Below are 16,715 nucleotides of genomic sequence, written 5' to 3'. Positions count from 1 at the left end.
GATTTCCTAAATAAATGTGCAAAAACCATGTTCTTTAGTGTTGTCATTCCGACCTATAACCGCAAACCCATTTTAGAGAAATGTCTCCGGGCTTTAGAAACGCAACAGTTGAGGGAGAATAGCCCCGTGGAGGGCTACGAAATCGTTGTAGTGGATGATGGGTCAGAAGATGGAACTTGGGAGTGGTTAGGGGCGAATTTAGGGGACTTTCCCCATGTCGTGCGTTTTGCTCGAAATCACCAAGGGGCGGCCGCGGCGCGCAATTTTGGGGTAGAACAGGCAAAAGGGGAGATGATTATTTTCATTGACAGTGATTTGGTAGTGACAGAAGGCTTTTTAGCAGCGCATGGGGCGGCATTGCAACGGGGAGAACGAGAACAGGGGAATGATCGGATTTTCACCTACGGGGCTGTGATTAATACTTGTAATTTTGAGCATCCCACGGCAGAGCCTTACAAAATCACGGATTTCTCGGCCGCTTATTTTGCTACGGGGAATGTTGCGATCGCCAAAAAATGGTTACTCCAAGCGGGACTCTTCGACACCTCCTTTCAACAATACGGCTGGGAAGACTTAGAACTTGGAGTCCGCCTGAAAAAATTGGGACTCAAACTCATTAAATGTCCCCAAGCCGTCGGCTATCATTGGCACCCCCCCTTTAGTTTGCAGCAAATTCCTAAACTGATTGACCAAGAAATCCAACGGGGGCGTATGGGTGTGGTGTTCTACCAAAAACATCCCACCTGGGAAGTCCGCATGATGATTCAAATGACTTGGATTCACAAATTACTCTGGGGCATTTTATCCCTAGGGGGGCGCTTAAATGAAAGAACTCTCGCCCCCTTGTTACAGTGGTTAATCAACCAAGGAAAACCCCAACTCGCCTTAGAAATCGCTCGGGTTTTCCTCAATTGGTACAATGTCCAAGGCGTTTATGCCGCCTATGCTCAAAGTCACATAGGGCTTAGTGAATAAGTCCGAGTGTCGAGAATAGGGAATAGGGGGAATCGGGAATCGGGAGTCGGGAGTCGGGAGTCGGGAATCGGGAATCGGGAGTCGGGAATCGGGAGTCGGGAATCGGGAGTCGGGAATAGTTAATAATTATCAACTCCCCCTCTCCCCTGCCCCCCTGCCCCCCTGCCCTCTTATTTAGAAAACCCTAATTTTGAACCCCTGTTTGCCAAGGAATAGGGGAATTGTGCGCGAGATAACGGGAGACTTGATAGGCTCCATAACGGTTTAGATGACTGGGGTCTGAGAAGAAATCGTATTCACTGCCCCAGTGTTGAGCGAGGTCTAAAAAGATGAGGTTATAGTCTTGAGTTAAGCGGGTCATGTGGTCGTGAAATTGCTGTTCATATTGGCTACGAATGGGGTCTAAATATTCGTTGGTTAGGGGAAGATTGACAAAAACGAGCTTCACTTGATGTTTTTCTAGGGTGGTTAAGATATTGCGCAGGGCGACATCTTGGGGGCCGTATAGTCCAAAGGAATCATAGTCGCTGTCGTAAGCGCCGGAGACTCGGGGATGAGAGAGGTAGTAGGTGTTAGGGTCAAAGCGTAGGTCGAGGGGGAGAAAACCATCGGGGGTGATGGGTTCTTGTCCGGCAACGGTTTCTAGGTCGAGGGGGTCTATATTTAGGTCGGCGACGGTGGGGAGGGGATGGGTGAGTTGGTCTTGCAGGAGGTCGCGCAATTCCTCCCGGTGGGGGTAGAGGGTGAAGAATTCCCCGAGGCCTTCACTCATCCACTGGTTAAAGTTGCGATAGTTCCGTGCGATCGCCTGATTGACATTGGGAAGCTGTATGCGAGGCATAGCGCGGCTATGAACCCGGTTGCTTCGGGGGGGATGGGGGCTTAAGGTTCGGTAGCCGTCAGAAGAGGCGATCGCATTATAAGTAATATCCGGTCGCCCACTATTAAACGCCCTCGCCCCATCAGCCCAGATAATTAACTTCGGCAGTTCCTCGGGGGCTAAAATTCGTCGTAACATCAGATCCACCACTTGGGCGGTCGCCCCATTAATGCCAAAATTAAAAATATCTAGCTCTTTGGGTCCCTCTTGGGCGAGTGCCTGACGCAATACCGCCGGGTCTACCCCCCGGAGGGCGCGGGAACTCCCTACAATCAGCACATCCGGCACCCCAGACTGTCTCACCCGTTGTTGATACAGGGCAAGTTTTTCATCCAGCAAACGGTTATTAAAGGAAGCATTGGACGAACGAGCGGCCGCCAGAATCGCCTCTTGCACCGCGCTTTGTTCCCCCGTGGGACGCTCCGCGATCAAGTCCCCTTCTACCGCACAAGGACGCTCAACACAGAGTCCGGCGAGGGGTCGCTGTTGGAAAAACCAGCGCCCGGCCAGCCAATCCACTTGGAACATCAGCAACAGACCCACCATCCCCCAAATAATCCCCTCGTAAATGCCCCGATTATCGCGCTCAGAGCCTTGTCGCCACCCATCTAGGTTGTTTTGGGTGTCTACGGTCAGTTTCGTGGCACAGAGAACGGATTTTAATAAAGAGCAGGTATCTCGTAACGCCTGTTTCAGCGCCGAATCCGAGGCCGAGGGAGCCAGGTCAAAGGGATGGCTTAAACTAGCCTCCTGGGGTAGGCCTTGAGTCGGCACCGTCACCGTGGAGGGGCTAAACTGGGGCGGAGTTTCCCCAACACCTGCCGAGTGTTGTTGAAAATCGAGGGCATAACTCCAGAGGGGGGCGGTTTGTCCAGCCCGTCGGCCGTAGATTCTCGCCCCCACTAGGCCGCTAATTTGCACCTTGCGCAGGAATTTCTCCACCGGATGGGCGACAAAGCCCTGACGAGGACAAACAACCGCCTCGGTCATAATGTGCAGTAAATCCTGCTTAAAACAGAGTTTAACCCGAATCCCCCCCGTAGCCAGACGACCCTCTAAATCGGGGTTGAGGAGGCGCTGCAAGAGGAATCCGAGGGCGTCTAGATGGCGCTGACGGGCTAAGGCGATGGTGGAGGGGGCTAAATCCGGGTCATAGGCCGCGGGGAGGTGGAGCCAATGGACCCAGACGGGAGTATCCCGCAAACGCCCTAAATCGAGGGAACTGGCCTCGTCTTGGAAGATGCCTAAATCGGGACGGGTGAAACCGTAAAGGGTAGCGGCCGTAATGCCTTGGGGCTGAAATCCTTTTAATAACCGTTCGATTTGTTCCACCGTAGAGGATTGGGGAGGGCAAGGTTCAGACCGCCCCACTAAGCTGGTAAAACAGGAGAAAATATGCAGTGTGGTTTCCTTGAGAATCGCCCGTACATGAATCTCTTGGGCTTCTAAGGATTGGTTGAGTAGGTGTTCAATCGACTTGAGATCCCCCCAACGGGCCCACTCCCGTAACATCTCTTCGGGGCGGGTTAAATCCACAGATAACACCCAATCCGGGGTACTTTCTCCCTGCACTTGGGAGCGAATAATCGCCTCTTTAAACCCGACTAATTCCAAGTCCCGCAGTTGTTGGGCAATGGGTTCCGCAATGAGGGAGGCATCGGGGCTATAATGACAAGAACAGATGATCCATAGACGTTTTGCTCCTTCCTCTGCGGGGGATTCGGGATGGGGTAACTTTTGGGTGAGGACTTTAACGCTAACGCCTAAATGGGCGAGGGACTCACTCAAGTAGCGTGCGATCGCCTCCGGGGACCCAGTACGGGCTAACGTCTCATTAGAAATCAATAACGCCCCCCCCGTTAAAGGTTCAGGACTAGCCGACCTTGCGTCAAGAAGGGGAGAGGGATCATGGGGTTCAATTTTCAACTGTAGACGCTCCAAAATAATCGGTTCAATCCAAGCAGGGCGTTGTTGACCCACCGGACGGCCATAGAGAATCACCTTATAAATCGGGTCTTCTGCATTGCGGAAAAAGCGTTTAAATTCCACCCCCTGGGACTTGAGGGCTTGGACTAAACGGGGTAATAATTTCCCCACCTCTGGAGTCCGCGACGCTTCACAGAGAACGTGCAGATTGTTCCCCCGCAGTCGAATCCGCAAACGCACCCCCGGTTCTGCGATCGCCTGATACAACCACTGCGACAGTGAAGCCGCTTGCTGAGTTGTCCGTTTCCGTTCAACCTGTTTTTGTTCAACGTCCCACATGATTAGTTCAGAACTCACAACTCTCAGAACTCAAAAATTTGACTGAATAATCTGTTAATTAACCCTTCACAAGCTCAAGCCCACGCCCTCCCCTGTGAACATCCCCACTCCACCCATTTGGGAATCGATCATCTACGATAGCAACAAATAGTCAACCTGCCATCCTCCATTTACCATGAATAATCGACAACCTTGGGATTTTGGTCGTTTCCTCCAAACCATCGCCTTTTTTGACGGTCTACCCTTCCTCAACTGTTTAAAGCGTATGATTCTTAAAACCGATTCTCCCTCCCATTCTAACCCTACCGCCACCGGAACCCTTCTCCTCGTCGGCACCACTCCCCCCCTGCGCCAGCAACTCCTCCCCCCCCTCCAAGCCGCCCAGTACCCCCTCCGCGTCGTCCTTTCCCCCAACGAAGACCTCCCCAGCCCCCAGCCCGGTGTTGAATATTACCCCAACACCCCCAACCCCCAAGCGTCCGAACTCCCCCCCCTCCTCAACCATGTCCAAAGCGTGATATACACCGGAGACATTAACGCCTTGCCCCCCTGGATTGATGTCATCGCCCAATACCTCGGCACCGGGAACGAAACCCTATTATTCGACTTCCGACAGCCTAACGACGATTTAAAAGCCAGTTGGGGCGCTGTGGATGATGTAGTCATGGGGGGAGTCAGTGCCAGTGGGATTCGCTGCCTTGTTGGCGAAGCGTCACGAAGTGAAGGACGGGCTATCTTTGCCGGAAACGTCTCCACCGCCAACTCTGGGGGGTTTGCCTCAGTCCGTAACCGCAACTTTGACCCTCCCCTAGACCTTTCCCACTACGACGGAATTCAACTGCGCGTGAAAGGAGACGGCCAACGGTACAAACTCATTTTACGCAGTGAGGGGCGTTGGGACGGTGTGAGTTATTGTTACTCCTTCGATACCGTCGCGGGGGAATGGATAACGGTTTCCGTTCCTTTTCGGGATCTTCGTCCAGTCTTCCGGGCAAAAACCCTCACCAACGTTGGGGAATTTGATACCAGTCGCACCTATTCGTTCCAGCTAATGCTTAGTAAATTTGAGTATGATGGGGCGCTCAATCCTCATTTTACGGCGGGAGGATTTAGTTTAGAAATTGCCACGATTCAAGCCTATGGGGGGGTGGTGACTCCGAAGTTAATTATTTTCACCAATAATGAGTTACCCCCGACCATTGCCAGTGCTTTAAACCAAAGTAATTTAGCCTATAAAACCCTTGAGATGGGAGACACGGGAGAGGCTCTGGCGGCACAAATTCTTAAGGTTTTATCGCCTGTATAACGTTTGGTCAATGCTCAATGGTTTAAGGGAATATCGGGGCGTGTGGTGGGGGCAGGGGATGGAAACTAATTTTGGGTTAGGATTGAGTTATTGTTAATCAGACAAACTACATGGAGGGCAATATCATGTTAACCAATGATAATCAACAAAAATCAATCCTCAAGAGAATTGAGCGAGTTGTGTCTATTTTAATGGAAGAAGATCCTTTATTTAATGAAAATCTAAGTTATTTAGAAATCGTCCAAGACTTAGTTAAACGTTGTCAAAAAAACTTATCTGTTGAAGAATTTAATACTATGTCAGACGAGGAATTAAAAGAATATAGTAGGGGTTTAATGACCATAGAACTTTTGGGAACAATTGGTGAGGCTTTTACACCTGAACAAAGGGTCATTTTTGATAATGCAATTAAAAGGAAGTAGGTAATTTGTGAGTTATTTATTAGACACTAATATTGTTTCTTTAGCCATCAAGGGGAATCGTCAAATCTTAGAAAGAATCAAAGAGATTAAAGAGCAAAAAAGACTATTTTAATGATTAAGACTACATGAAGGGCAGTATCATGTTAACCAATGATAATCAACAAAAATTAATCCTAAAGAGAATTGAGCAAGTTGTGTCTGTTTTAATGGAAGAAGATCCTATATTTAAACAAGACATTGATTATGTAAAAATAGTTGAACATTTGGTTGATCTTGTTGAAAACAATTTAACCGATGAGCAATTTAATAATATGTCAAACGAAAAATTAAAAGATAATTGTAGTTTTGTTATGTCTACAGAACTTTTGTCAAAAATTGGACAGGATCTTACTCCTGAACAAATGGCTATTTTAGATGAAGCAATCAAACGAAAATAGGGAATTTTATGGGTTATTTAGAGGATTGTTGGCTGTTGATTCACCCAAACAAAAAGAAAGATTTTCTCAAATGTGTTAAGACTATCAGATGCTTTTCTTAAATGATCTAGAAATATTAGAGAAAGCCGCCGAAATTCATGCTAATCTTAGATTAAATCGCCCGTTATCATCTTTGAACGGGGGAGTGTTCGGAAAACTCTAGGGAGAGGATAGCTATAAGCCAGAATGGTAAAGATTGCCGTCGTTGACTATGATATGGGGAATTTGCACTCCGCTTGTAAGGGGTTGGAAAATGCGGGTGCAACACCGATTGTTACGGACTCTGCTAAGGAGATTGAGTCTGCCGATGCGGTGGTTTTGCCCGGTGTGGGATCATTTGATCCGGCTGTTCAACATTTGCGATCGCGCTATTTAGAAGAACCCCTCAAGCAAGTCATTCAAGACGGGAAACCCTTCCTCGGGATTTGTCTAGGATTACAGATTCTCTTTGAGGGATCCGAAGAAGGAAAAGAACCGGGATTAGGCATTATTCCGGGCAAAGTCCGACGGTTTAAATCAGAACCGAATCTAGTCATTCCTCACATGGGATGGAATCAACTCACCCTCACCCAACCCAATCATCTCCTCTGGGACAAATTACCCCGGGATCCTTATGTGTATTTTGTCCACTCTTATTATGTGGATCCTGTAGATCCCTCGGTGCGTGCTGCTACAGTGGTTCACGGGTCCCAAACCGTTACAGCCGCTATTGCGCGGGATAATCTGGCGGCCGTACAATTTCACCCGGAAAAGTCCTCTACGAGTGGGTTACAAATCCTTTCCAATTTTGTGAATCAGGTCATCAATTGACGCACTCCCGATGCTGACTCGGCGAGTACAGCGCGGGAGTTATAGCCCATCTAGGCCCCTTGAGTTAGGGTGTTAAAGTGAGGTTGTTTCCTCCGGGATCAAATCAACTACTGCTAGATTCTCGTTTTGAGATGCTACGCGAACATCATTGCCGAAACTGTTTAAAGACCAACGATGCTCGTATGGGATTTTCCCTTGCTCAAAAATGGTTTCAATTTGGCGCTGTTGAGCAAGGGCTTTGCGCAGGGTAATAATTAACTGTTGTACCTGTTCCCGCATGACCGGAGAATGATCCACAGAGGGTAAGGTTTGACGTTCTAGGAGTTGTAAGAGCAATTCATAGTGAATATGGGAGGGGAGGGGGATTTGAACCATAGAAGCCAAATCCTCGGAATGGGGCATAGGGTAGGTCATAAAATAGAAAAAAGGGACGAATATTTTAAGAGAACAGGTTCGCGATCGCCTCTTGAGGATTGCCTTGTTTAACTAAGGACTCTCCCACTAAGATGGCTTGGGCTCCAGCGTCATGGACAGTTTGCCGATCCTCGGCGGTGTGAATCCCGGATTCACTCACAACGAGGACGTTTCGGGCTGCCAATTGCTCCCTCCGCGCTGCAATTAACTGGCGGGTCGTTTGCAAATCAACCGAGAAATTTTCTAAATTCCGATTGTTAATGCCTACTAGGGTAACGTCTTCTACGGCTAAAACGCGATCTAATTCAGCGAGAGTGTGAACTTCGACTAAAGGAGTCATCCCTAGACTTTGGCTGATTTTCACGAAGTACCGTAAATCCTGATCACTGAGAATCGCCGCAATTAACAGGACGGCATCAGCCCCATAACTCCGAGCGAGATAGATTTGATAGGGGTAGATAATAAATTCCTTACACAATAGCGGAATCTGGACAGTTGAGCGCACTAAGGCCAAATTTTCAAAGCTGCCTTGAAAAAATTCCTGATCGGTTAGTACAGAAATACAACTCGCCCCGGCCTGCTCATAGCTTTGAGCAATGGCCACGGGGTCAAAATCCGCCCGAATCACGCCTTTACTGGGGGAGGCTTTTTTGACTTCGGCAATTAGGGCGGGGGTGGTTTTGCCTTGGCGTAGGGCGGCTAAAAAGTCCAAAGGGGGCGGGACTTCGGCCACTCGTTTACGCAGTTCTAACAGAGAAAGGCGATCGCGCATCCGTTCAACTTCTGCCTCTTTGTGCCAGACAATCTTTTCTAGAATATGCCGAGGTTCTGCATCTGGGACTTTTACTTGATAGCGCAAAATGTCCACATTGACGGGAGGATTGGGGTGTATTCTACGAATTTTCATGGGAATAAGGGAACGGGGAACGGGGAACGGGGAGAGGGAATAGGGAATAGGGAATAGGGAATGGGGAATACGAATCAACTCCAGACTCTCTAGGGCGCAAGCATTGCGCCCCTACACCGATTTCCGACTCCCGACTCCCGACACCTTGACATCTAAACTTTGGGGTTTAACGGGTCAAGACTGGGTTAGGGGGGGTTAACCCCCTTTCCCTTAAGCGGTTACTTTAGCACGCTTAAAGGCCTCATCCAGCACTTCTGAGAGGGTGGGGTGGGTGTGGACATTAAAGGCGAGATGTTGCACCGCTTGGCGAGAGGCGATCGCATTAGCCGCTTCTTGGATTAAATCTGAAGCGTGGAGGCCAATAATATGCACCCCTAACAGTTCCCCCGTATCCTGACGATAAACCACCTTAGCAATCCCATCCGTTTCTCCTTCCGCTAAGGCCTTAGAATTGCCCTTAAAATAGGTTTTCGCCGTAGCCACGGTAAATCCTTCCGCTTCCCCTAACTCCCGCGCTTGAGGCTCCGTTAAGCCCACATAGCTAATCTCAGGATGGGTAAAGGCCGCCGCCGGAATACTGCGATAATCCACCGTTTTCTCCCGGCCGCAGATATTTTCCACACAAACCACCCCTTGAGCCGAGGCCGCATGAGCCAGCATCATTTTCCCCGTTGCGTCCCCAATCGCCCAGAGATTCGGCACCACCTGACCATCCAACACCACCGCCATCTGGTCATTCACCTCAATAAAACCGCGACGATTGGGCTGGACTCCCACATTTTCTAGGCCTAGATTTTTCGTCGCCGGGATGCGTCCGGTGGCCACTAAACAAGCATCAACTTCCAACACTTCCAGAGGTTCTTTAGTCTTCGCGTCGGCCAATTCAATCACAACGGGACTGCCGGGGGTGATTTTTTTCGCTAACGTCCCACTGTAGGTTTCAATATCCCGGGGAGTGAGCAAAATCCGTTCCGCTAACTTGGCAATTTCCGGGTCAAAACCGGGCATGAGGGTATCTAGGGCTTCAATCATCGTGATTTCACAGCCCAGCGCCGAGTAAATATCGGAGAATTCCAAACCAATGTAGCCACTGCCGATAATGGCAATCCAATCCGGTAAGCTTTCTAATTTCACCGCTTGATCACTGGTGAATACGGTTTTGCCGTCTACTTCAATTCCCGGCGGCACAAAGGGAATGGAGCCCGTAGAAAGTAGAATATTCCGGGCGGTGATGAATTTTTCTCCGGTTTCGGTTTGAACGGAGACTTTTTGGGGGGCGGCCACTTTCCCCCAGCCTCGAATGGTATCGACTCCGAGGCGTTTTAAGCTGTTGGTCAGGTCGCCGCGAATTTTGCTGACGAGATTATTGGCATGATCGGCGATCGCACCTCGTTCAAACGCCACACCCCCCACCGTTAGACCCATCGCCGCCAGATGTTTCTGGTCTGATAACTCTCGCACCCGTCCTGATGCTGCTAACAAGGCTTTGGAGGGAATACAGCCCCGATTCACACAAGTCCCACCCATCTCGGCCGCTTCAATAATAGCCGTCTTCAAGCCACACTCAACCGCGTGTAAGGCTGCACCATGTCCTCCGACACCTGCCCCAATAATGACCAAATCATAATCAAAACTCATCTTCTCGTGATCCCGTGTTGTTTGCGAGTTGGTTTGGATATATGTCTCCCCCCTTGGCGATTTGGGGACTTTTTTGACATTCTGTTAACCCTCTCATTATACAAGCCCAGGGACGTTAACCTAGGGACGTTAACCTACGGTCGGGCAGAATTTCCTGATCCTCGTGATTGTGAGGGATGAATGAATGTCCAACGGGGCAATAAACGGCAAAGACGCCATACTCTAAGACCCTAGCGGGGATATCCTTAACCTGAAAGCGCCGGACCTCTCAGGTCTTTGGGAGTCTAATAAAGCAATGATCTTTAATGTTTTTTAAACAAAAGTAACAAATTAACACTGGACATTCCTAAAAAGTCAGACCACAATAGAAGGAACTCTGCAAAATCCAAGCAATCTGCTAATATCAACTCTCACTTTTTAAGGATTCTAGTATCTTAACATTAAGGGCTTAATGGCTTCAGACTTTAGAAGCTTGTCGCCCTACTAATGGTTCTCTCGGAATCAGTCAGGTTCTGCTGTTGATATTGGCTCACAAACAAACGTAACTATTGCTTGAACGTCATGATAGATCGTCCTGAGTCTTACCCTAAATCAACCAGAACAGCAAGTCAGCTTGCTTTTGTCTTCAAATCAACCTCAAAAGTACCACTTGAAATTTATCAAAAGATCCGAGGAAGTCTGAAGCAAAGTCTGAAGTTCTCGAAAATATCGTTAAAGACTTTAGTCCGCAAGTATACCGGAAAATCAGATACAGAACGTTGGAGTCAAGTCACAAATTTACACCAAAGTTGGGACACAAGGACTCAACAAATGGCGGCTTTACTCACGGCGAACTCTTCCGTTTTAGAATTTGGTGCGGGTCGAATGGTCTTAAAACAACATCTCCCGGCTGGATGTTCTTATACGCCTTCCGATTTAGTAGATCGGGGAGAGAATACTCTGATTTGTGACCTAAATGCTGCTACTCTTCCAGCATTTCCTGCCCATGATGTTGCGGTATTTAGTGGGGTTTTAGAATATGTGAACGATGTGCCGAAACTCATTTCTCACTTAGCCCCGTCGGTTAAGGTTATCCTCGCTTCCTATGCTGTTTACGAAAAAAACACTAAGGAACGCCGACGAAGAGGGTGGGTGAATGATTACACATCAAACGAATTTATAGCACTATTTGCTGAACGAGGTTTCCAATGTGTTCATACTGAAATATGGCAATCTCAAGTCATCCATAAATTCATGAAGTTTGATTGCCACCCACAAGGAGATGGGGCTTTCAACGCAACATTGCTGTAAAACGCCCCCCGGAACAGTTGTAATCTTTGACTCACTCAAACCTTTAGACTCCCCCACCTCGTACCCTCGCAGGTGGGGATCTACTGGATGGGGGATCTAACGAGGGTCTGAAGGTTTTAGGGATAAAGAATCAAAAAGGCTTGCTGTTTTCCGACTCCCCCTTCCTGTTCCCTGTTTCCCACCCGGAGCAGACTGATTCAGCCAGCCCTAACGATGAAGACGCACATTGCCTCGTCGGACAGCGTGTAAAATGCGGTCAATGGCGCGCCTTTCGTCTTCTTGCAGCGAGTCATCTAGTAAGGCTGCCATCAGACCATAGCGATCGCCAATGGTTAAAGTTTGGGTATCAGCAACAGAGGCCATAATGTCTGCCAGTGCGCCCGGAATCAATTGCAGTTGGTTTAACATAATGCAGATTGGCTGGTGCGAGTAAGCTCTCTCTAGTCTTATTTTATGTGCTTTCACGGAGCATTAACCACTCACATCCTAAAGACTTTGTAAACTTTCTTTAAGTTCCCTCAATTTACCCCCGTGATTCTACTGAACGTATTTTTGCGGCTGCACTTTTTCCGGAGAACGCGCCACAACCGTGAAAAGTGAGAGTAATAATCGGGGAATTTTAAACAGGGAGAACCTTGTGTTGAACAGCAAAACATACCATTCACCTGTCGGACAACTGCTACATCGTCGTTACGAAATTGTCCAAGTTTTAAGTTCTGGTGCGTTTGGTCAGACCTATATCGCCCAAGACATTACGCAACCTGGCCGGCCGCGTTGTGTGGTCAAATATTATCAATCGAATCGGGATTATCCCAACCTTTTAAAAACCAGTCGTCGTATTTTTGTTTCCGAGGTTGAAACGCTGAAAAAATTGGGAAATCATGACCAAATTCCCCAGTTTTTTGATTGTTTTGAAGAAAATAAAGGATTTTATTTAGTTCAAGAGTTAATTATTGGGCAAACGCTCAGTACAGAATTGTCCTTTGGGCGTTACGGAGAGCCCTCAGCGAAAAAGGAACAGGTGGTGTACCTATTACGGGATCTGTTGACGGTGTTGGATTATGTACATCGTCAAGGGGTGATTCACTGTGATGTAAAACCCAATAATATTATCCGGCGGATTGAAGATGGTCGTTTAATATTGATTGACTTCGGGGCGGCTCAACCGGTGCGTTCTCCGGCCTATGATAAAAAGATTATTCATCCTCTTTCCTTAAAAACCACCGTTGCCGTCAGTCCTTCGGGATATCTGGCAACGGAACAACTCTTAGGAACTCCTTATCCTTGTAGTGATATTTATGCGCTGGGGATTATTGCTATTCAGTTTTTAACCGGATTAGACCCGGCTAAATTACAACTGAACTTAGAAACCAGTGAGATTAATTGGCAGGAGCATTATCGCCAAAATAGTACACCAGAGGATTATAGCGAGGAATTGGCGGCTATTTTAAGCCAGATGGTGCGCTATAACTACCGGGAACGCTATCCCTCTGCTCAGGCGGTTCTCGATGCCTTAAAGCCGTTATTAGTGGAGGCTAAAGCCATCACCTTAGAGGCCTCTAGTCGAGCGTTAGAAGAGGCTTTTGACCGGGTGAGTGAAGAATGCACCCAAGATATTATTTCCTTGTTTCCGGTACCAGGGAGCGATCGCCTCGAACAAGAGGCCGAACAAGCAAACTTTGAGGACTGGAGCGAAGAGAAGGAACTCTTTAAACCCCAAGAACAACCTATTGCCTCGTCGATAGGGGGATTTAGCCAAGCGCCCAGTCTACCCACTACTCCCCCCCGTCGCACCGCATCACCGAAACAAGCCAAAGCTAAAGCCCAATCAAGCTCGGGACAACTCCACCCCAGCATGATGAAAATGCTCACTCGTATGGGGGTTCTGGTAGCCGTGTTAAATGCCTTTGCCATTGCCTTGGGGATTTATACTTTAGTGGATAGTCGGGCGAGTGAACCCGCAGAGCGTCTGATTGAGGCAGAACAAGCCTTACACGCCGGAAAACTCGAAGATGCGATCGCCATTGCCCAATCCATCCCCGCCGAAAGTCCCGCCTACGAAGAGTCTCAGGCTTTTATCCAACAGTGGCAACAGGACTGGAAACAAGCCTCCCACTACGCCAGCGAAACTGAACGGGCGTTTCAGTCCCAACAATGGCAAGAAGTCCTGACTCTGGCGGGGAAAGTTCCCTCCATTGAGTACTGGCGCAATCGAGTTAGTCCCTTGGTCAAAAAGGCTCGCACCCAGGCGGAAACCGAAGCTCAAGCCCTGCTCAATCAAGCCTTTAGCTCGGCTATGAACAAAGACTTTGCCCAAGCTATTGAACAGTTACAACGTATCTCCCCTCAAACCAGTATCGGTCAAACCATCCAACCGAAACTAGAGGAATATCGTCAGAAACAAAACATTCGCGCCATGTGGATGTTGCAGCAAGCCTACAATTTGGCCGCAGAACAGGAATTTCAACGGGCGATTACCTTTCTTGAACAAATTCCCGCCGATACTCCCGCAGGTGCGATCGCCAAAGAAAAACTACCTGAATACCAACAAAAACAGCGCGTCGTGGAGCGACTTGGCCGCCGAATGTCCTATCATCCCAGTGCAGAACAACCCTCCACCTTCTCCACCCTCTCGGATCTCAATCCCGGAGCCCAATTACAAGAATTAAGCGGTGTTGGGTAACTCAACAAGTGAGGTTATCCTACCCTCAAGGCCTCCTCTTGGCTCTAGCTCCCAAAGTTATAATCGGAGAATCAATGGGTTGTAGCCTGCAACCCGTTTCAACCATGGAGGAGCCTTCCTATGTTCTATTGGCATTGGTCCTATTTGCTCTTAATCCCCGGCATGATCCTGATGTTTTGGGCGCAAAGTAAGGTCAAAGGAACTTATGAGCGTTATTCTCAGGTGTCCTCTAGTCTGGGTTTAACTGGGGCGCAAGTCGCACGACAAATTCTCTCGGCGATGGATATCAGCGACGTGAAAATTGAACCCGTTGCTGGGCAGTTAACCGATCATTATGACCCCAGTGCCAAGGCGGTTCGACTGTCTGAAAGTGTGTATAGTTCAACCTCCCTTGCTGCTGCCGCCGTGGCTGCCCATGAATGCGGTCATGTGATGCAGGATAAACGAGAATATAGCTTTATGAACTTGCGCGCTAGTCTAGTCCCGGCCGCAAATTTAGGCTCTCGTTTAGGGCCTTTCTTGATTATTGCGGGGATTTTCCTCGGTTCTTTAGGGGCAATTTCCGTCTGGTTTATTAATTTGGGGATTGTCTTATTTGCCGCCGTGATTGTTTTCCACCTCGTCACGCTGCCTGTCGAGTTCGACGCTTCCCGACGAGCGTTAAAGTTAATTGACGAGTTAGGGATTTTGCAAGGGGATGAAAACCAAGGCGCAAAAGCTGTTTTACAAGCAGCAGCTTGGACTTATGTTGCCACTGCTCTCTACGCCGTTTTGCAGTTAGCCCAGTACATTATTCTCTCCCGCAGTCGTAATTAGGGCTTGCTGACTCTAGGCTTTGACCTTAACTTTGGTCGCCTTAAGTGCAGGTTTTGCCACTTGAACTGGGGCAGACGTTGGGTAAAATTTGAACTTTTGCATGGCTGCACTTGCTGTTTTAATCACCTCACTACTAGAGTCTTGTAAGGCTTTTTGTAAGTAAGGAATCACTTGGGGGGATTTAATGCCCCCTAACGCTTGAATGGCCGCTAAACGAACAGAGGCCTGGGAATCCGTGCTAAGTTTACCCAAGAGCGCGATCGCTGTTTTCACCTCACCGCGCACCGGTTGTCCCGTCGTCAGGGTTTTGAGTGCGATCGCCACTTGTTCCCGCACCTGAGAATCCACCGAGAAACAATACTGCTGCATTTGGGCAATATAGCGCAGTTGCTTCGATTCACCCCACCCTTGCAACTGTGCCACTAAATGACTACCGATAGTCAGCGTAGGAGTGGGAGGCACTTGGGGCGGGATTTCCGTTGTTGTCTCTTCTGGCGACGCCTCCACCGCAGGAGGGGCTAACACAACATCTGGGGGCGACTGTTGCCCTTGTGCCTTATCCTCTGCCCGTAATTTTGCGATCGCCTCCTCTTTTTCCCGCTTTAACGTCGCCTCCAGTGCCTGAAGTTGTCCCTGTAACTCCGTCTCCTTCTGTTCAGACTCCCTTTCATAACTCGCCTTCAAAGCATCACTTTGTTTGAGATAATCCGCTTCTAACGCAGCAATCCGCGATTGTAACTCCGCCTCGTGTTCTTCAGCTAACTCCTGCTCAACCTGCTCAATTCTAACCCTCGTAGCCTCTTCCTGCTCTTCCCGGGCTTTCCGAAAAACCCCCGCCCCAAAAATTGCCGATAACGCCACGCCAATAACTACACCAGCGATTGTATTTAGAGGATCCATCTCAATTCTTCACTCCAAATGTACCCCTGTGATCTTAAACCACTTCTTCCGACAATACCCTCCGTTTCCCTTTAATTTTGGCTTTCCCAGAATCCCCCTCAATCACCAGTAATCATTAATTGTAAAACATACTCCTGTACTACAGCCTGTTCACCCATATAAGTTGGTTCAAACTCCCACTGTTCCAAAATGCTACTTGCCAAGATTTGCGCCTCTTGTCGTGTAATATTCCCCTCCAAAATGCGAGTTGTTTCCTCATAAACCATCACTTCTCCGCCTTCCTCAATCCTAATCACAACCTCCAACACAATGGGTTCTATAATGCTGATATTCGCCGGAACTTCGGCAAAACTCTGTTGATTTTGCCTCGGTTGCGCCAATTGAGTCGGAATATCTCGGTCAGGCACCGTAAGACGCGGTGGAGCAACACGAGTCATCATCCCCCCTCCCCTTGTTTCCATCGGTGAAGATGTTGGACTTGGTGAAGATGTTGGACTTGGTGAAGATGTTGGACTTGGTGAAGATGTTGGACTTGGTGAAGATGTTGGACTTGGTGAAGGTGTTGGACTTGGTGAAGATGTTGGACTTGGTGAAGATGTTGGACTTGGTGAAGATGTTGGACTCGGTGAAGATGTTGGACTCGGTGAAGGTGTTGGACTCGGTGAAGATGTTGGACTCGGTGAAGATGTTGGACTCGGTGAAGATGTTGGACTCGGTGAAGAAGAGAAAGGGAGAGTAGGAGTTGAAGGAGCAGAAGGAGACAGATCCATCAAATCAATAGGAATGCCATCTCGAATTCCCGATGAGAGAGGTTGTTTTGTCGCTTGAAAGAATAGCCATCCCAAAACGACATGACAAATCATAGACCCTAAGATTAGACTACCCCATAATCCCTTCGGGTCAGAATGAGCCGTTTTTTGAATCCGCCATGAT

The 16,715-nt window shown here is 48.6% G+C and carries 16 protein-coding genes; 9 read left to right on the top strand and 7 right to left on the bottom strand.

What is annotated here, in order from left to right:
• Window positions 1-27 precede the first annotated feature (27 nt).
• The gene (locus tag SPI9445_RS0101600; RefSeq protein ID WP_017302964.1) at window positions 28-975 is read left to right on the top strand and encodes a glycosyltransferase family 2 protein; all 948 of its coding nucleotides are present in this window, start codon (window positions 28-30) and stop codon (window positions 973-975) included.
• 184 nt (window positions 976-1,159) lie between these two features.
• Here SPI9445_RS0101600 and SPI9445_RS0101595 read toward each other — a convergent pair whose 3' ends face one another.
• Window positions 1,160-4,120, bottom strand: coding sequence for a hypothetical protein (locus SPI9445_RS0101595; RefSeq protein ID WP_017302963.1), 2,961 nt, complete (start codon window positions 4,118-4,120; stop codon window positions 1,160-1,162).
• 175 nt (window positions 4,121-4,295) lie between these two features.
• Between SPI9445_RS0101595 and SPI9445_RS23915 the strand changes: the two genes are divergently transcribed.
• The 4 genes from SPI9445_RS23915 (at window position 4,296) to hisH (ending at window position 7,134) form a co-directional block, all read left to right on the top strand.
• Window positions 4,296-5,426: a CIA30 family protein gene (locus SPI9445_RS23915; protein WP_017302962.1), complete on the top strand. Its 1,131-nt coding sequence runs from the start codon at window positions 4,296-4,298 to the stop codon at window positions 5,424-5,426.
• Window positions 5,427-5,551: 125 nt separating this feature from the next.
• The gene (locus SPI9445_RS0101585) at window positions 5,552-5,848 is read left to right on the top strand and encodes a hypothetical protein (RefSeq protein WP_026079448.1); all 297 of its coding nucleotides are present in this window, start codon (window positions 5,552-5,554) and stop codon (window positions 5,846-5,848) included.
• A gap of 140 nt (window positions 5,849-5,988) precedes the next feature.
• Complete coding sequence (locus SPI9445_RS0101575) at window positions 5,989-6,285, top strand: hypothetical protein (RefSeq protein ID WP_017302959.1); 297 nt, start codon at window positions 5,989-5,991, stop codon at window positions 6,283-6,285.
• Window positions 6,286-6,510: 225 nt separating this feature from the next.
• On the top strand, window positions 6,511-7,134 hold the full coding sequence (gene hisH, locus SPI9445_RS0101570; protein ID WP_017302958.1) for an imidazole glycerol phosphate synthase subunit HisH: 624 nt from the start codon (window positions 6,511-6,513) through the stop codon (window positions 7,132-7,134).
• Window positions 7,135-7,206: 72 nt separating this feature from the next.
• On the opposite strand, the gene SPI9445_RS23910 is transcribed toward hisH, so the two are convergent.
• From SPI9445_RS23910 to lpdA, 3 genes are all read right to left on the bottom strand, one after another.
• The gene (locus tag SPI9445_RS23910) at window positions 7,207-7,509 is read right to left on the bottom strand and encodes a DUF5340 family protein (protein ID WP_164674593.1); all 303 of its coding nucleotides are present in this window, start codon (window positions 7,507-7,509) and stop codon (window positions 7,207-7,209) included.
• A 64-nt stretch (window positions 7,510-7,573) separates the two neighbouring features.
• Window positions 7,574-8,455 (bottom strand): indole-3-glycerol phosphate synthase TrpC, encoded by an 882-nt coding sequence (gene trpC, locus SPI9445_RS0101560; RefSeq protein WP_026079447.1) that lies wholly within the window; start codon window positions 8,453-8,455, stop codon window positions 7,574-7,576.
• A gap of 210 nt (window positions 8,456-8,665) precedes the next feature.
• On the bottom strand, window positions 8,666-10,093 hold the full coding sequence (gene lpdA, locus SPI9445_RS0101555; protein WP_017302955.1) for a dihydrolipoyl dehydrogenase: 1,428 nt from the start codon (window positions 10,091-10,093) through the stop codon (window positions 8,666-8,668).
• Between the two features lie 561 nt (window positions 10,094-10,654).
• On the opposite strand from lpdA, the gene SPI9445_RS23905 reads away from it, so the two are divergent.
• Window positions 10,655-11,383: a methyltransferase domain-containing protein gene (locus SPI9445_RS23905; RefSeq protein ID WP_017302954.1), complete on the top strand. Its 729-nt coding sequence runs from the start codon at window positions 10,655-10,657 to the stop codon at window positions 11,381-11,383.
• Window positions 11,384-11,590: 207 nt separating this feature from the next.
• Here the strand turns inward: SPI9445_RS23905 and SPI9445_RS0101545 are convergent, their stop codons facing one another.
• The gene (locus SPI9445_RS0101545) at window positions 11,591-11,791 is read right to left on the bottom strand and encodes a hypothetical protein (RefSeq protein ID WP_017302953.1); all 201 of its coding nucleotides are present in this window, start codon (window positions 11,789-11,791) and stop codon (window positions 11,591-11,593) included.
• A gap of 229 nt (window positions 11,792-12,020) precedes the next feature.
• Between SPI9445_RS0101545 and SPI9445_RS27205 the strand changes: the two genes are divergently transcribed.
• Both SPI9445_RS27205 and SPI9445_RS0101535 read left to right on the top strand, forming a co-directional pair.
• Window positions 12,021-14,066: a serine/threonine-protein kinase gene (locus SPI9445_RS27205; RefSeq protein ID WP_237747912.1), complete on the top strand. Its 2,046-nt coding sequence runs from the start codon at window positions 12,021-12,023 to the stop codon at window positions 14,064-14,066.
• A 120-nt stretch (window positions 14,067-14,186) separates the two neighbouring features.
• On the top strand, window positions 14,187-14,882 hold the full coding sequence (locus SPI9445_RS0101535) for a zinc metallopeptidase (protein ID WP_017302951.1): 696 nt from the start codon (window positions 14,187-14,189) through the stop codon (window positions 14,880-14,882).
• A gap of 12 nt (window positions 14,883-14,894) precedes the next feature.
• Here the strand turns inward: SPI9445_RS0101535 and SPI9445_RS0101530 are convergent, their stop codons facing one another.
• Both SPI9445_RS0101530 and SPI9445_RS30245 read right to left on the bottom strand, forming a co-directional pair.
• On the bottom strand, window positions 14,895-15,782 hold the full coding sequence (locus SPI9445_RS0101530; protein ID WP_017302950.1) for a HEAT repeat domain-containing protein: 888 nt from the start codon (window positions 15,780-15,782) through the stop codon (window positions 14,895-14,897).
• Between the two features lie 98 nt (window positions 15,783-15,880).
• On the bottom strand, window positions 15,881-16,222 hold the full coding sequence (locus SPI9445_RS30245; RefSeq protein WP_164674448.1) for a hypothetical protein: 342 nt from the start codon (window positions 16,220-16,222) through the stop codon (window positions 15,881-15,883).
• Between the two features lie 29 nt (window positions 16,223-16,251).
• On the opposite strand from SPI9445_RS30245, the gene SPI9445_RS30240 reads away from it, so the two are divergent.
• Window positions 16,252-16,521 (top strand): hypothetical protein, encoded by a 270-nt coding sequence (locus tag SPI9445_RS30240; RefSeq protein ID WP_164674447.1) that lies wholly within the window; start codon window positions 16,252-16,254, stop codon window positions 16,519-16,521.
• The last annotated feature ends 194 nt before the right edge of the window (window positions 16,522-16,715 follow it).

The sequence above is a fragment of the Spirulina subsalsa PCC 9445 genome (assembly GCF_000314005.1).
GTDB lineage: Bacteria > Cyanobacteriota > Cyanobacteriia > Cyanobacteriales > Spirulinaceae > Spirulina_A > Spirulina_A subsalsa.
Note: the sequence above shows the minus strand (reverse complement) of the source record. Positions and strands in the feature narration are given on the sequence as shown.

Coding starts and splice junctions, on each gene's coding strand:
- SPI9445_RS0101575 (WP_017302959.1), top strand. CDS start 5,989: ATGTTAACCAATGATAATCAACAAAAATTAATCCTAAAGAGAATTGAG.
- SPI9445_RS0101530 (WP_017302950.1), bottom strand. CDS start 15,782: ATGGATCCTCTAAATACAATCGCTGGTGTAGTTATTGGCGTGGCGTTA.
- SPI9445_RS0101600 (WP_017302964.1), top strand. CDS start 28: ATGTTCTTTAGTGTTGTCATTCCGACCTATAACCGCAAACCCATTTTA.
- trpC (WP_026079447.1), bottom strand. CDS start 8,455: ATGAAAATTCGTAGAATACACCCCAATCCTCCCGTCAATGTGGACATT.
- lpdA (WP_017302955.1), bottom strand. CDS start 10,093: ATGAGTTTTGATTATGATTTGGTCATTATTGGGGCAGGTGTCGGAGGA.
- SPI9445_RS0101585 (WP_026079448.1), top strand. CDS start 5,552: ATGTTAACCAATGATAATCAACAAAAATCAATCCTCAAGAGAATTGAG.
- hisH (WP_017302958.1), top strand. CDS start 6,511: ATGGTAAAGATTGCCGTCGTTGACTATGATATGGGGAATTTGCACTCC.
- SPI9445_RS0101595 (WP_017302963.1), bottom strand. CDS start 4,120: ATGTGGGACGTTGAACAAAAACAGGTTGAACGGAAACGGACAACTCAG.
- SPI9445_RS0101535 (WP_017302951.1), top strand. CDS start 14,187: ATGTTCTATTGGCATTGGTCCTATTTGCTCTTAATCCCCGGCATGATC.
- SPI9445_RS23910 (WP_164674593.1), bottom strand. CDS start 7,509: ATGGTTCAAATCCCCCTCCCCTCCCATATTCACTATGAATTGCTCTTA.
- SPI9445_RS23915 (WP_017302962.1), top strand. CDS start 4,296: ATGAATAATCGACAACCTTGGGATTTTGGTCGTTTCCTCCAAACCATC.
- SPI9445_RS30245 (WP_164674448.1), bottom strand. CDS start 16,222: ATGATGACTCGTGTTGCTCCACCGCGTCTTACGGTGCCTGACCGAGAT.
- SPI9445_RS23905 (WP_017302954.1), top strand. CDS start 10,655: ATGATAGATCGTCCTGAGTCTTACCCTAAATCAACCAGAACAGCAAGT.
- SPI9445_RS30240 (WP_164674447.1), top strand. CDS start 16,252: ATGTTGGACTTGGTGAAGATGTTGGACTTGGTGAAGATGTTGGACTTG.
- SPI9445_RS0101545 (WP_017302953.1), bottom strand. CDS start 11,791: ATGTTAAACCAACTGCAATTGATTCCGGGCGCACTGGCAGACATTATG.